Raw genomic sequence first — 16,564 nt, 5'->3', positions numbered from 1 at the left:
AGGTGCTGGCCTGGCCGGCATGGCGCGTTCGCTCGATCGCTCGATAGAGTCCGAGGGAAGTCTGCATGGACAAGGTTGAGGGGTTTCTTCGTGGCGCGCTGGCGGAGCTGTTGAACATCGCGCCGGAGGCCGTCCGCGATGGCGTGCAGTTCCGCGACCAGGGGCTCGACTCTCCCGGGGTGTTGCGCCTGGTCGACAAGCTGTCGACCTGGCTGGGGCGTCCGGTGCCCGCCACTTCGGTCTGGCGCTACAGCACCTTGCGCGCCCTCGCCGGGCACCTCGCGGCGGCGCGCGCCGAGCCGGTCCCCGACGCACCCGGCGCCGCCTCCGCCGCCCCGTCCGACGACGAGCCGATCGCCATCGTCGGCCTCGGGTGCCGCATGCCGGGCGGCATCGCGTCCGCCGAGGCGATGTGGGAGGCGCTGCGTTCGGGCCTCGACGCCGTCATCGAGGTTCCGCCCGATCGCTGGGAGATCGATGCCTGGTTCGACGCCGAGGTCCAGGCCCCTGGCAAGATGACGACCCGGTGGGGCGGGTTCCTCGGCGACGTGGCGAGCTTCGACCCCGGCTTCTTCGGCATCTCCCCGGCGGAAGCCAGGCAGATGGATCCGCAGCAGCGCCTCGCGCTCGAGACCGCCTGGGAGGCGTTCGAGGACGCGCGCGTCGTCCCGACCACGCTCGGCGGCTCCAGGACGGGCGTGTTCTTCGGGGCGATGTGGCAGGAGTACGGGCGCGTCGCGGGCGACGACGCGGCGGCCATCGAGGTGCACTCGGCCGTGGGCTGGGACAACTCCATCATCCCCGCCCGCATCGCCTACCACCTGGGGCTGAACGGCCCGGTGATGACGATCAACACGGCGTGCAGCTCGTCGCTGGTCGCGGTGCACCTCGCCGTGCAGAGCCTCCGGCGCGGGGAGACCGATCTGGTCCTGGCCGGCGGCGTCAGCCTCATGCTGACCCCCCACGCCACGATCGAGATGACCAAGCTGGGCGCGATGAGCCCGGCCGGCCGGTGCCACGCGTTCGACGCGCGCGCCGACGGGTACGTCCGCGGCGAGGGGTGCGGCGCGCTGGTGCTGCGCCGCCTGTCCGACGCGCTCGCCGCCGGCGACCGCATCTACGCGCTCCTGCGGGGCAGCGCCGTGAACAGCGACGGCGCCTCGAACGGGCTCACGGCCCCGAACCCCGATGCCCAGGCCGGCGTCATCCGGACCGCCTGGCAGCAAGCGGGGGTCGCGCCCGGCGAGGTCGCGTACGTCGAGGCCCATGGGACTGGCACCGCCCTGGGCGATCCCATCGAGGCCGCTGGGCTCTCGGCCGTCTTCGCACCGGGGCGCGTCCAGCCGCTGTGCATCGGCTCCGCCAAGACCAACTTCGGCCACCTCGAGGCCGCGGCCGGCGTGACGGGGCTCATCAAGGCGGCCCTGGCGCTGCATCACGGGGAGCTGCCGCCGAGCCTGCATTTCGAGACGCCGAACCCCCACATCGACTTCGAAGCGCTGAAGCTGCAGGTCGTCGACCGCCGGCGAGGCTGGCCGAGCGCCGACCGGCGCTTCGCCGGCGTCAGCAGCTTCGGCTTCGGCGGGACCAACGCGCACGTCGCGCTGCAGGAGGCGCCTTACCGGCGCCAGGCGCTCCTCGCTCTCGCGGCCGACAGCCCGGAGGCGCTCGGCGAGGCGGCGCGGCGGCTCGGCGACGAGCTGGTCGGCGTGGAGACGGACGGCGCGCTGTACGATCTCGAGAGCCGGCAACAGCGGGCCGCGCGGTCCTGCGCGGGCCCGGTCCGCGCCGTGGTCCGGGGGCGCACCGCGGAGGAGCTCCGCGCCGCGCTGCAGGGTCTGGTCGAGGGCAGCTCGAAGCCCTCCGCGATCCCCGACACGAAGCCCCGGCTCGTGTTCTTCTTCTCGGGGCATGGGGGGCAGTGGCTCGGTATGGGCCGCGACCTGATGGCGGGCGAGCCAGCGTTCCGCGCGAGCCTCGAGGCCTGTGACCGCGCCGTTCGCGAGCTCGCGGGCTGGTCGGTGATCGATGCGCTCACGGCCAGCGAGGCGAGCTCGCGGCTCGATCGGACCGACGTGATCCAGCCGGTGCTCTTCAGCCTCCAGGTCGCGCTCGCCCGCACGTTGCAGGCGTGGGGGGTGAGCCCTGATCTCGTGCTCGGCCAGAGCGTCGGTGAGGTCGCCGCTGCCGTGGTGGCCGGCGCCCTGTCGCTGCGCGACGGGGCGCGGGTGATCTGCCGCTGGTCGGCGCTGATCGCGGAGAAGGCCTCGGGGCGCGGCGCGATGGTCGTGGCCGACCTCTCGGCCGCGCAGGCAGAGCGCCTCCTCGCCGGCGGTGGCACGCGCGTGTCCGTGGCCGCCCACCTCTCCCGCGCCCAGGTCTGCCTGGCAGGCCCGATCGACGCCGTCGAGGCGCTGCAGCGCCGGCTCGAAGACGACGGCATCAAGGTCCTGCGCGTCCGGATCGACTACGCCGCGCACAGCGCGGAGATGGAGCCGCTCCTTCCGGAGCTCATGCAGCGGCTCGCCGGCATCGAGCCCAGCGTCCCCGCGATCCCGATGTGGTCCACCGCCGCGGATCGGCTCGTCGACGGGGCCGAGCTCGACGCGCGCTACTGGGCCCGCAACCTGCGCGAGCCGGCGCGGATCGCCGAAGCGATCGAGCGCCTGGCACGGCAGCGCAGCGCGCGCATCGTCGAGGTGGGGCCCCACCCGATCGCGCTGCATCCGATCCAGGCGACGCTGGCGTCCTCGAGCGACGGGCGATCCCTGGCGCTCGCGACCTGCTGGCGCGAGGCGCCCGCGCGGGACGGGCTGGAGGCGCTCCTCGGCGCGCTCTGGTGCGACGGCTTCGACGTCGACTGGGATGCGGTCTGCGGCCGCGGCATGGCTCGCGCGAAGCCCGACCACCCGCTGCCCCTCGTCGTGTCCGGAAAGACCGAGGAGGCCCTGCGGGAGAACGCCGGCCGGCTCGCGGCGCACCTCGAGGGCCGAAGCGAGCTCGCCCTCGCCGACGTGGCCTTCTCGCTGGCGACGACCCGCGCCCACTTCGAGGCGCGCGCGGCGGTGGCGGCGGGCAGCGCGGAGGAGGCGGCCGAGGGGCTCTCGGCGCTGGCCGAGGGGCGAGCGCACAAGGCGGTGGTGCAGGGCGCGGCGGCCCGTGGCGGCAAGCTCGCGGTGCTGTTCACCGGTCAAGGCAGCCAGCGGCCGGGGATGGGCAAAGGCCTTTACGAGGCCTATCCGGTCTTCCGCCAGGCGCTCGATGCGGTGTGCGAGGCGCTGGACGCGCACCTGGACCAGCCGCTGCGGACGGTGATGTTCGCGGAGGCGGGCAGCGAGCTCGGAGCGCTGCTGGAGCAGACGTCGTGGACCCAGCCTGCGCTGTTCGCGCTGGAGGTGGCGCTCTTCCGGCAGTGGCAGGCCTGGGGTGTGCAGCCCTCGGCGCTGGCGGGCCACTCGATCGGGGAGCTGAGCGCGGCGCACGTGTCGGGCATGCTGAGCCTGAGCGACGCGGCGCGGCTCGTCTGCGCGCGCGGGCGGCTGATGCAGGCGTGCGAGCCGGGCGGAGCCATGGTCTCGATGGAAGCATCGGAGGCGGAGGTGGCGCCGGCGCTGGCGGAGTTTGCGGGCCGGGTGGACATCGCGGCGCTCAACGGCCCGCGCCAGACGGTGATCAGCGGCGACGCGGAGGCGGTGCTTGCGCTCTCGGCGCGGTTCGAGGTGCTGGGCCGGCGGACGCGGCGGCTGCGCGTCTCGCACGCGTTCCACAGCGCGCACATGGACAGCATGCTCGCGGCGTTCGAGGAGGAGGCGGAGCGCTGCGAGTTCCTGGCGCCGCAGCTCCGGCTCGTCAGCCACGTCGACGGCGCGGCGGCCGACGAGGCCACGCTGAGGACCCCCGCGTACTGGGTGCGGCAGGTCCGGAAGGCGGTGCGCTTCGCCGATGCGATGAGGTCGCTGCAGGAGCATGGCGTGGGCAGCTACCTGGAGTGCGGGCCCGACGGGGTGCTGGCGGCGATGGGGGCCGCGTGCCTGGCCGAGGGGGCCGAGGGCGTGTTCGTGGCGAGCCTGCGCAAGGACCAGGAGGAAGCGCGCTCGCTGGTGACGGCGCTGGGCCAGCTTCACGTGCACGGCCACGCGCTCGACTGGAAGCAGGTGCTGGCGGGGTACCCCGCGCGGCGCGTGGACCTGCCGACGTACGCCTTCCAGCGGCAGCGCTACTGGCTCGATGTGCCCAGGGTTCGCTCCGACGTGAGCGCTGCGGGGCTGCGGCCTGCGGAGCACCCGCTGCTGGGCGCGGCGACGCGGCTGGCGGACGGCGACGGATCCCTGTTCACGGGCCGGCTGTCGCTCGGCGAGCAGCCATGGCTGCGGGATCACGTGGTGTTCGAGAAGGTGCTGTTCCCTGGCACGGGCATGCTGGAGCTCGCCCTCGCCGCCGCGCGCGCCGTGGGGAGCCGCGCGGTCTCGGAGCTCATCCTGGCGGAGCCGCTCGTGCTGGGCGAGACGGGGGCGCTCCGGTTCCAGCTCTCGGTCGACGCTCCGGACGCCCAGGGGCGCCGCGGCTTCGGGCTCTACAGCCAGCCCGAGGAAGCCCCGGTGGACGGGCCGTGGATCCAGCACGCGACCGGGACGCTGGCCGACGAGGCGCCGGTCGATCACGAGGCGCTCGCCGAGCTCCGGGCGTGGCCGGTGCCGGGCGCCGAGGCGGTGGATCTCTCCGGGTTCTACGATCGGGTCGGGCTGCTCGGCCTCCGCTATGGTCCGGCGTTCCAGGGGCTGGTCGAGCTGTCGCGGCGAGGCTCGACGTTCTTCGGCCGGGTGGTGCTGCCCGAGGCCGTTGCGGGCGACGCGGAGGCGTACGGCGTGCACCCGGCCCTGCTGGACGCGGCGCTCCACACGATGGTCGCGGCGTTCGCCGAGAGATCCCAGGCAGACGAGGTGCCGCTGCCGTTCGCCTGGTCGGACGTGGCGTTGCACGCGACGGGCGCCAGCGAGCTCCGCGTCCGCTTCCAGGTTCAGGAAGAGAGCGCGCAGCAGGTTACCGGGTCGCTGTGCGTGACCGATGCGACGGGTGAGCCCGTCGCCAGCATCGTCGGGCTGGAGGCGCGCAGCGCGACCGCTGAGCAGCTCCGAGGCAAGACCCGCGTCGATGCCCGGCACCTGTACCAGATAGCGTTTCAACCCGTATCCCTGGCCGAGGCGTCCTCGGCAGGGGCCGCCCAGGTCGTGCTCGGCGCATCCCGGGGACAGGCGCCGCTGGCGGACGCGCTGGGCGTCGAGGCGGCGTCGGGTCTCGACGACGTGCTCGCGCGCATCGAACGCGGGGAGACCCCTGCGCGGGTGGTCGTCGACGCGACCTCGGCTGGCCCGAGCGAGCGAGGCCTCGCGGCGTCGGTCCACGAGGCGACGGGGCGGGCGCTGCTGCTCCTGCAAGCGTGGCTCTCGGAGCGTCGCTTCGAGTCGGTTGAGCTCGTCTGGGTGACGCGCGACGCGATCGGCGCGGACGCAGAGGACGGGGTCCAGGATCTCGCGCACGCGCCGCTCTGGGGGCTCCTCCGCACGGCGCGCATCGAGCACCCGGACCGCCGCCTGCGCTCGATCGACGTCGGCGCGGGCCCGCTGAACGGACAGCTCCTGGCGCGAGCGCTGGACGCCGTGGACGAGCCCGAGCTCTCGCTGCGGGGCGACAGCGTGCGCGCTGCCCGCCTCCTGCGCGCGCCGGCGAAGGTGCAGGGGCAGGCGCCCGCCCGTCCCCTGGACCCGCGGGGCACCGTGCTGGTGACCGGCGGAACAGGCGAGCTGGGTCAGGCGGTCGCGACGCACCTGGTGCGCGAGCACGGGGCGCGGCATCTGGTGCTCACGTCGCGCCGGGGGCTCGATGCGCCAGGCGCTCACGAGCTCTTGAAGAGACTCGAGCAGCTCGGCGCGGAGACCGTGACGATCGTCGCGTGCAACGTGTCCGACCGGGCCGAGGTGGCCGGCGTGCTGGCCGGCATCGCCCCGGAGCACCCGCTGACGGCGGTGTGGCACCTGGCGGGTGTGCTCGACGACGGCGTGCTGGTGGCCCAGACACCCGAGCGCTTCTCGCGGGTGCTGGGGCCCAAGGTCGACGGGGCGCTCCACCTGCACGAGCTGACGCAGGGGCTGGATCTGTCGGCGTTCGTGCTGTTCTCGTCGGCGGTTGGGACGCTCGGAGGCGCAGGCCAGAGCAACTACGCGGCGGCCAACACCTTCCTGGACGCCCTCGCGGCGCGCCGGCGCCGTCAGGGGCTTTCCGCGACGAGCCTCGCCTGGGGCTTCTGGACCCCGGCGGGCGTCGGCATGACGGCGCATCTGGGCGAGGCAGAGGTCGCGCGCATGCGCCGCGCGGGCTACGTGCCCATGCCGGTTGGCGAGGGGCTGGAGCTGCTGGACGCCGCGCTGTCGCGGCCGGCGGCGAACCTCGTCCCGTCGCACTTCGACCTGGGCAGGCTGCAGCGCAGCCTGAGCGAGAGCGGCGAGCTGCCCGCGCTGCTCCGGGCCCTGGTGCGGCCAGGCGTGCGCAAGGCGGCGACGGCGACCCAGAGGGCCTCGGCGCTCCGCGAGCGGCTGTCGGCGCTGCCGGAGCCGGAGCGGCTGAGCTCGCTGATCGCGCTGGCGCGGTCGGAGGTCGCCGTCGTGCTCGGCCTGCCGCGCGCCGAGGCCGTCCTGCCCGACCAGGTGTTGAGGGAGCTGGGGCTCGACTCGCTGATGGCGATGGAGCTGCGCAATCGCCTCAGCGCGCAGGCGCAGACGAAGCTGCCGGCGACGCTGGCGTTCGACTACCCGACGCCGCGGGCGATCGCCGAGCTGCTCCTCAAGCAGGCCTTCTCGGAGGTCGAGGCGGCGACGCCCCGCGCACGGCCCCAGCGGAGGGTGCGGGACGACGAGCCGATCGCGATCGTGTCGATGGCGTGCCGGCTGCCGGGGGGCGTCGAGAGCCCGGAGGAGTACTGGCGGCTGCTGTCGGAGGGGCGCGACGCGATCGAGGTGTTCCCGTCGCGGTGGGATGCGCTCTCGGTCTATGACCCCGACCCCGAGGCCGTGGGCAAGAGCTACGTGCGTGAGGGCGGCTTCCTGCGGAATGTCGACCTGTTCGATGCCGGGTTCTTCGGCATCTCGCCGCGCGAGGCGCAGTCGATGGACCCGCAGCAGCGGCTGGTGCTGGAGACGGCGTGGGAGGCGCTGGAGCGGGCCGGCGTGCGCCCCTCGGAGGTGAGCGGGAGCGCCACCGGCATGTACCTGGGCTGGATGGGTTCGGACTACGGCGCCCTCCAGGGTGGCTCCCTGGATGCCCTCGACGGATACCAGATGACGGGGACGCTCGGCTCCGTGACCTCGGGGCGGGTGGCGTACGTGCTGGGGTTGCAGGGGCCCACGATGACCGTGGACACGGCCTGCTCCTCGTCGCTGGTCGCGCTTCACCTGGCCTGCGCGGCCCTGCGCCAGGGCGAGTGCGACATCGCGCTGAGCGGCGGCGTGATGGTGATGACCACGCCGACGACGTTCGTGGAGTTCAGCCGGCTCAAGGCCCTGCCGCGCGACGGGCGGTGCAAGAGCTTCTCTGCGCAGGCCGACGGCGCGATCTGGGCCGAGGGGTGCGCGATGCTGGTGCTCAAGCGGCTGTCGGACGCGCAGCGCGACGGCGACCGGGTGCTGGCGGTGGTCCGGGGCTCTGCGGTGAACCAGGACGGCCGCAGCCAGGGGCTGACGGCGCCGAACGGGCCGTCGCAGCAGCGGGTGATCCGCCAGGCGCTGTCGTCGTGCCGGCTGTCGCCGGAGGACATCGACGCGGTGGAGGCGCACGGGACGGGGACGAGCCTGGGCGATCCGATCGAGGCGGGCGCGCTGGCGGAGGTGTTCGGGCCGGGGCGCGCGCCGGAGCGGCCGGTGTACCTGGGGTCGGCGAAGTCGAACCTCGGCCATGCGCAGGCGGCGGCGGGCGTGGCGGGGGTGATCAAGATGGTGCTGGCGATGCAGCACGAGGAGCTGCCGAAGACGCTGCACGCGGAGGAGCCGAGCCCGCACATCGCGTGGGAAGGCAGCGGGCTGTCGCTGCTGCAGCAGGCGCGTCCGTGGCCGCGCGGCGGCCGTGTGCGGCGCGCGGGCGTGTCGTCGTTCGGCATCAGCGGGACCAACGCGCACGTCATCCTCGAGGAGGCGCCGGCGGTCGAGCCGAAGCCGGCGCCGGCGGAGACAGGGCCTCTGCTCGCGTCGTCGGCCCTGCCGCTCGTGCTGTCGGGGCGAGACGAGGCGGCGCTGCGCGCGCAGGCCGAGCGCTGGGCGAGGTGGCTGAAGGAGCGGCCCGGGTATCGCTGGGCCGACGTGGTGAGCGCAGCGGCGCTGACGCGTGTGCACTTCGAGGCGCGCGCGGCGGTGGCGGCGGGCAGCGCGGAGGAGGCGGCCGAGGGGCTCTCGGCGCTGGCCGAGGGGCGAGCGCACAAGGCGGTGGTGCAGGGCGCGGCGGCCCGTGGCGGCAAGCTCGCGGTGCTGTTCACCGGCCAGGGCAGCCAGCGGCCGGGGATGGGCAAAGACCTTTACGAGGCCTACCCGGTCTTCCGCCAGGCGCTCGATGCGGTGTGCGAGGCGCTGGACGCGCACCTGGACCAGCCGCTGCGGACGGTGATGTTCGCGGAGGCGGGCAGCGAGCTCGGAGCGCTGCTGGAGCAGACGTCGTGGACCCAGCCTGCGCTGTTCGCGCTGGAGGTGGCGCTCTTCCGGCAGTGGCAGGCCTGGGGCGTGCAGGCTTCCGTGCTGGCGGGCCACTCGATCGGGGAGCTGAGCGCGGCGCATGTGTCGGGCATGCTGAGCCTGAGCGACGCGGCGCGGCTCGTCTGCGCCCGCGGGCGGCTGATGCAGGCGTGCGAGCCGGGCGGGGTGATGGTGTCGCTCGAGGCGTCGGAGGCGGAGGTGGCGCCGGCGCTGGCGGAGTTCGCGGGGCGCGTGGACATCGCGGCCATCAACGGCCCGCGCCAGACGGTGATCAGCGGCGACGCGGAGGCGGTGCTTGCGCTCTCGGCGCGGTTCGAGGTGCTTGGCCGGCGGACGCGGCGGCTGCGCGTCTCGCACGCGTTCCACAGCGCGCACATGGACAGCATGCTCGCGGCGTTCGAGGAGGAGGCGGAGCGCTGCGAGTTCCTGGCGCCGCGGATCCCGCTCGTCAGCCACGTCGACGGCGCGGCGGCCGACGAGGCCACGCTGAGGACCCCCGCGTACTGGGTGCGGCAGGTCCGGAAGGCGGTGCGCTTCGCCGATGCGATGAGGTCGCTGCAGGAGCATGGCGTGGGCAGCTACCTGGAGTGCGGGCCCGACGGCGTGCTGGCCGCGATAAGCGCAGACTGCCTGCCCGAGAGCGCGGACGCCGTGCTCGTGTCGAGCCTGCGCAAGGACCAGGAGGAAGCGCGCTCGCTCGCGACGGCGCTGGGCCAGCTCCACGTGCACGGCCACGCGCTCGACTGGAAGCAGGTGCTGGCGGGGTACCCCGCGCGGCGCGTGGACCTGCCGACGTACGCCTTCCAGCGGCAGCGCTACTGGCTCGATGCGCCCAAGGTCCGCTCCGACGTGAGCGCTGCGGGGCTGCGGCCTGCGGAGCACCCGCTGCTGGGCGCGGCGACGCGGCTGGCGGACGGCGACGGATCCCTGTTCACGGGCCGGCTGTCGCTCGGCGAGCAGCCGTGGCTCCGGGATCACGTGGTGTTCGGGAAGGTGCTCTTCCCCGGGGCCGGGATCCTGGAGCTCTCGCTGGAGGCAGCGCGCGCCGTGGGGAGCCGCGCGATCTCGGAGCTCATCCTGGCGGAGCCGCTCGTGCTCGCCGACGCGGGCGCGCACCGGCTCCAGCTCTCGGTCGGCGCTCCGGACGCCCAGGGGCGCCGCGGTTTCGGGCTCTACAGCCAGCCCGAGGAAGCGCCGGTGGACGGGCCGTGGATCCAGCACGCAACGGGGGTGATGAGCGACGAGGCGCCGGTCGACCACGAGGCGCTCGCCGAGCTCCGGGCGTGGCCGGTGCCGGGCGCCGAGCCGGTGGACCTCTCGGGGTTCTACGATCGGGCCGAGGCGCTCGGGCTGCGTTACGGCCCGGCGTTCCAGGGGCTGGTCGAGCTGTCGCGGCGAGGATCCACGCTCTACGGCCGGGTGGTGCTGCCCGGGGCCGCCGCGGGCGACGCGGAGGCGTACGGCGTGCACCCGGCCCTGCTGGATGCCGCGCTGCACACGATCGTCGCGGCGCTCGCCGAGCGGGCGCACGGCGATGAAGCGCCGTTGCCGTTCGCCTGGTCGGATGTGGTGCTGCACGCCGGGGGGGCGAGCGAGCTGCGTGTGCGCTTGCAGCTCCAGGACGAGGGCGGCCAGCAGATCACCGGTTCGCTGTGCGTGACCGATGCGACCGGCGAGCCGGTCGCGAGCATCGCCGGGCTGGAGGCGCGCCGGGTGACCGCCGAGCACCTGCGAGGAGCCGCTCGCGTCGATGCTCAGCACCTCTATCGGGTCGAGTTCCGGCCCGTATCCCTCGTCGAGGCCGCCTCGACGGGGGCCGCGCAGGTCGTGCTCAGCATGGCCGAGGGGCAGGCGCCGCTCGCAGGCGCGCTGGGCGTCGAGGCGGTGTCGGACCTCGACGAGGTGCTCGCGCGCGTCGAGCGCGGGCAGGCTCCAGCGCGGGTGGTCGTCGATGCCACCGCCGCCGGATCGGCTCGGCAGGGCGTCGCGGCGTCGGTCCACGAAGCGGCCCGGCGGGCGCTGCTGATCCTGCAGGCGTGGCTGTCGGAGCGCCGCTTCGAGCCCATCGAGCTCGTCTGGGTCACGCGCGACGCGATCGGCGCGGACGCAGACGACGACGTCCAGGATCTCGCGCACGCGCCGCTCTGGGGGCTCCTCCGCACGGCACGGAGCGAGCACCCGGATCGGCGTCTGCGCCTGATCGACGCCGGCGCCGGCGCGCTCGATGGATCGCTCCTGGCGCGAGCGCTGGATACCGAGGGTGAGCCGGAGCTCTCGCTGCGGGGCGGGCGCGCTCGCGCGGCGCGCCTCACGCGCGTGCCGCCGGGGGGGCAAGGGGGGCTGGCCGCCCCGCGGCTGAACCCCGAAGGGACCGTCCTGATCACCGGAGGGACCGGTGAGCTCGGTCAGGCCGTCGCGACGCACCTGGTGCGCGAGCGCGGCGTCAGGCATCTGCTGCTCACATCGCGTCGCGGCCTCGATGCCCCTGGCGCGCCCGAGCTCGTGCAGAAGCTGAAGGAACTCGGGGCCGAGGCGGTGAGCGTCGTGGCGTGCGACATCTCCGACCGGGCCGAGGTGGCCGGCGTGCTGGCCGGCATCGCCGCCGAGCACCCGTTGACGGCGGTGCTGCACCTCGCGGGTGTGCTCGACGACGGTGTGCTGGTGGCCCAGACACCCGAGCGCTTCGCGCGGGTGCTGAGGCCCAAGGTCGACGGGGCGCTCCACCTGCACGAGCTGACGCAGGCGCTGGATCTTGCGGCGTTCGTGCTGTTCTCCTCGGCGTCGGGCACGCTCGGAACCGCAGGCCAGAGCAACTACGCGGCGGCGAACACCTTCCTCGACGCGCTCGCGGCGCATCGGCTGCGCCGCGGCCTTCCGGCGAAGAGCCTCGCCTGGGGCCTCTGGGCGCAGGCCGGCGTGGGCATGACGGCGCACCTGGGTGAGGCAGAGGTCTCCCGCATCCGGCGCGCCGGGTTCGTGCCGATGTCGGTTCGAGAGGCGCTGCTGCTGCTGGATGCTGCGCTGGCGCGGCCGGAGGCGAACCTCGTCCCGTCGCACTTCGACCTGGGCAGGCTGCAGCGCAGCCAGAGCGACGGCGGCGAGCTGCCCGCGATGTTCCGGGCGCTGGTGCGGCCAGGCGTGCGCAAGGCCTCGTCGGCCTCGCACGAGGCCTCAGCGCTCCGCGAGCGGCTGTCGGCGCTGCCGGAGCCGGAGCGGCTGAGCTCGCTGATCGCGCTGACGCGGTCGGAGGTCGCCGTCGTGCTCGGCTTGCCGCGCGCCGAGGCCGTCCTGCCCGACCAGGTGTTGAGGGAGCTGGGGCTCGACTCGCTGACGGCCGTGGAGCTGCGCAATCGCCTCAGCGCTCAGGCGCAGACGAAGCTGCCGGCGACGCTGGCGTTCGACTACCCGACGCCGCGGGCGATCGCCGAGCTGCTCCTCAAGCAGGCCTTTTCGGAGGTCGAGGCGGCGACGCCCCGCGCACGGCCCCAGCGAAGGGTGCGGGACGACGAGCCGATCGCGATCGTGTCGATGGCGTGCCGGCTGCCGGGGGGCGTCGAGAGCCCGGAGGAGTACTGGCGGCTGCTGTCGGAGGGGCGCGACGCGATCGAGGTGTTCCCGTCGCGGTGGGATGCGCTCTCGGTCTATGACCCCGACCCCGAGGCCGTGGGCAAGAGCTACGTGCGCGAGGGCGGCTTCCTGCGGAACGTCGATCTCTTCGACGCCGGGTTCTTCGGCATCTCGCCGCGCGAGGCGCAGTCGATGGACCCGCAGCAGCGGCTGGTGCTGGAGACGGCGTGGGAGGCGCTGGAGCGGGCGGGCGTGCGCCCCGCGTCGTTGAGCGAGAGCGCCGCCGGCGTGTACCTGGGCGCGATGGGCTCGGACTACGGCGTCCTCCAGAGCGGAGATCTGGAGGCGCTGGACGGGTACTGGGGAACAGGGAGCGCCGGGAGCGTGATCTCGGGCCGGGTGGCGTACGTGCTGGGGTTGCAGGGGCCAGCGCTCACCGTGGATACCGCCTGCTCCTCGTCGCTGGTGACATTGCATCTGGCCTGCACGGCCCTGCGTCAGGGCGAGTGCGACATCGCGCTGAGCGGCGGCGTGATGGTGATGACCACGCCGGCCACGTTCGTGGAGTTCAGCCGGCTCAAGGCCCTGCCGCGCGACGGGCGGTGCAAGAGCTTCTCCGCGCGGGCCGACGGCGCGATCTGGGCCGAGGGGTGCGCGATGCTGGTGCTCAAGCGGCTGTCGGACGCGCAGCGCGACGGCGATCGGGTGCTGGCGGTCATCCGGGGCTCTGCGGTGAACCAGGACGGCCGCAGCCAGGGGCTGACGGCGCCGAACGGGCCGTCGCAGCAGCGGGTGATCCGTCAGGCGCTGTCGTCGTGCCGGCTGACGCCGGAGGACATCGACGCGGTGGAGGCGCACGGGACGGGGACGAGCCTGGGCGATCCGATCGAGGCGGGCGCGCTGGCGGAGGTGTTCGGGCCGGGGCGCGCGCCGGAGCGGCCGGTGTACCTGGGATCGGCGAAGTCCAACCTCGGCCATGCGCAGGCGGCGGCTGGCGTGGCGGGGGTGATGAAGATGGTGCTGGCGATGCAGCACGAGGAGCTGCCGAAGACGCTGCACGCGGAGGAGCCGAGCCCGCACGTCGCGTGGGAAGGCAGCGGGCTGTCGCTGCTGCAGCAGGCGCATCCGTGGCCGCGCGGCGGCCGTGTGCGGCGCGCGGGCGTGTCGTCGTTCGGCATCAGCGGGACCAACGCGCACGTCATCCTCGAGGAGGCGCCGGCGGCCGAACCGAAGCCGGCGCCGGCGGAGACAGGGCCTCTGCTCGCCTCGTCGGCCTTGCCGCTCGTGCTGTCGGGGCGCGACGAGGCGGCGCTGCGCGCGCAGGCCGAGCGCTGGGCGAGGTGGCTGAAGGAGCGGCCCGGGTATCGCTGGGCCGACGTGGTGAGCGCGGCGGCGCTGCACCGGACGCACTTCGAGGCGCGCGCGGCGGTGCTGGCGGGCAGCGCGGAGGAGGCGGCCGAGGGGCTCTCGGCGCTGGCCGAGGGGCGCGGCCACGCGTCGGTCTCGGTGGGCAAGGCGCGGGCGCCGGGCAAGGTGGTGTTCGTGTTCCCGGGCCAGGGCAGCCAGTGGCTCGGGATGGGCCGGGCGCTGCTGGAGCAATCGGCGGCGTTCGCGGAGGCGGTGGAGGCGTGTGACGCGGCGCTGAAGCGGTGGACGGGCTGGTCGGTGGCGGCGATCCTGCGCGGCGAGCAGGGCGAGGAGCTTCCGCCGTTCACGCGGGTGGACGTGGTGCAGCCTGCGCTGTTCGCGATGAGCGTGGGGCTCGCGGCGGCGTGGCGGTCGCTGGGCGTGGAGCCCGCGGCGGTGGTGGGGCACAGCCAGGGCGAGGTGGCGGCGGCGGTGGTCGCGGGCGCGCTGTCGCTGCAAGACGGGGCGCGGGTGGTGGCGCTGCGCAGCCAGGCGGTGCGCAAGTGCGCGGGCAAGGGCGGCATGGTGCTGGTGGAGCGGCCCGTGTCGGAGGTGCAGGGGTACATCGAGCGGTTCGGCGAGGCGCTGTCGATCGCCGCGGTGAACACGGCGAGCTCGACGGTGGTGTCGGGCGACGCGCGGGCGGTCGACGAGCTGGTGGCGAGCTTGCAGGCGAGGGAGGTGTTCTGCCGGAAGGTGAACGTCGACTACGCCTCACACAGCGCGCACATGGATGAGCTGCTGCCGGAGCTGGCATCGCAGCTCGCGTCGCTGGAGCCGAGGCCGTCGACGATACCGTTCTACTCGACGGTGACGGGCGCGCTGCTGCGCGACGACGAGGCGCTGGACGGGGAGTACTGGTGCCGGAACCTGCGCCTGCCGGTGCGGCTGGACAAGGCGCTGGTGGAGCTCTTGGCCGACGGCCACGGGGTGTTCGTGGAGGTGAGCGCGCACCCGATCCTGGCGATGCCGCTCACGACGGCGTGCGCCGAGGCGCAGGGCGTGGTGGTGGGCAGCCTGCAGCGCGGCGAGGGCGGGCTGTCGCAGCTCAGCGGGACGCTGGGCGCGCTGCACGTGCAGGGGTACGAGGTGGACTGGAAGCGGCTGTTCGGCGGCCAGGACGCGAGGCACGTGGACCTGCCGACGTACGCTTTCCAGCGGCAGCGCTACTGGCTCGAAGCGTCCAAGGCGCGCTCGGACCTGAGCTCGGCTGGCCTGAGGACGGCCGAGCACCCGCTGCTCGGCGCGGCGACGCGGGTGGCGGACACCGACGGCTACCTGTTCACAGGCCGGCTGTCGCTGCGCGAGCGGCCGTGGCTGAGGGATCATGCCGTGTTCGGGAAGGTGCTCTTTCCCGGCACGGGGATGCTGGAGCTAGCGCTGACGGCGGCGCGGGCGGTGGGCGGCGGCGCGGTCTCGGAGCTGATCCTGGCCGAGCCGCTGGTGCTGAGCGAGACCGAGGCGCGCCGGGTGCAGCTCTCGGTCGAGGCGCCGGACGCGCAGGGCCGGCGCGGCTTCGGGCTGTACAGCCAGCCCGAGGAGGCGCCCGAGGACGCCCCGTGGGTGCAGCACGCAACAGGCACCCTGACCAATGATGCGATCGAGGACGCGGATGCGTTCGAGGAGCTTCAGACGTGGCCCGTGCCCGATGCCGAGGAGGTCGACCTCTCGGGGTTCTACGAGCGACTCGAGGAGCAGGGGGTCCATTACGGCCCATCGTTCCAGGGGCTCATCGAGCTGTCCCGACGAGGGAGCGTGTTCTACGGCCAGGTGGCGCTGCCCGAGGCCGTGGCGGACGGCGCCGAGGACTACGGAGTGCATCCGACGCTGCTCGATGCAGCGCTGCAGACCCTCGGAGCAGCCATCGAGCCACGCTCGCAGAGCGACGCGATCCTGATGCCGTTCGCCTGGTCGGAGGCGGTCTTGCTCGCCAGGGGGGCGAGCGCGCTGCGGGTGAGGTTCGAGCTCCGGGAGCAGGGCGCACAGCAGGTCACCGGCTCGCTCTTCCTGGCCGACGCGGCAGGCGAGCCGGTCGCGAGCATCCATGAGCTGAAGGTGCGTCGCGCGACAGCGTCGCAGCTTCGAGAGGCGACGCGGGTTGGCGCCCAGCACCATCTGTACCGGGTCGAGCTCCAGCCCGTGGGCCTCGCGGAGCCTCCGCCGTCGAACGTCGCCCAGGTCGTGCTCCGCTCTTCTCCTGGCCAGTCGCCGCTTGCGGATGCGCTGGCGGCGGAGACGGTCTTTGACCTCGATGAGGTGATCGCTCGTCTCGATCGGGGCGCCGACTCCCCCGTACGCGTGGTGGTCGACGCTACCGTCGTCGACCCAGGGGATCAGGGCGTCGTGGCGTCGACCCACGAGGCGATGCGACGGGCGCTCCTGCTCCTGCAAGCGTGGCTGTCGGACCGGCGCCTCGAGTCCATGGAGCTTGTGTGGGTCACACGCGGCGCGCTCGGCACGGATGCCGCCGATGGCGTCCAGGATCTGGTGCACGCGCCGCTGTGTGGCCTCCTTCGCACGGCGCGCAGCGAGTATCCTGACCGCCGGCTGCGGCTGATCGACGTTGGGTCCGACGCTCTGGATCCACAGCTCCTGGCGCGGGCGCTGGCGACCACGGCCGAATCCGAGCTCTTGCTGCGGAGCGGCGCTGCGCGGGCTCCGCGCCTCGTGCGCGCGCAGCCGCTGGAGGAGCAGGCGACCGCCCGTCCGTTGAATCCGGAGGGCACCGTGCTGGTGACCGGCGCCACCGGCGGACTGGGACACACCGTGGCGCGGCATCTGGTGCAGAAGCACGGAGCGCGGCACCTGGTGCTCACGTCGCGCCGGGGTCTGGAGGCCCCCGGTGCTCCCGAGCTGGT

1 protein-coding gene is annotated in these 16,564 nt (G+C 74.1%); it reads left to right on the top strand.

Going from position 1 to position 16,564, the window contains the following annotated elements; translation table 11 throughout:
• Positions 1 to 65 precede the first annotated feature (65 nt).
• Positions 66 to 16,564, top strand: a 16,499-nt coding sequence (locus WMF31_RS37255) for an SDR family NAD(P)-dependent oxidoreductase (protein ID WP_436606656.1), incomplete at its 3' end; no start/stop codon positions are given.

Source organism: Sorangium sp. So ce1036 (genome assembly GCF_051369805.1).
GTDB classification, from domain to species: Bacteria; Myxococcota_A; Polyangia; order Polyangiales; family Polyangiaceae; genus Sorangium; species Sorangium cellulosum_F.
The sequence above is the reverse complement of the archived record's forward strand: the minus strand, read 5'-3'. Positions and strand labels throughout refer to the sequence as shown.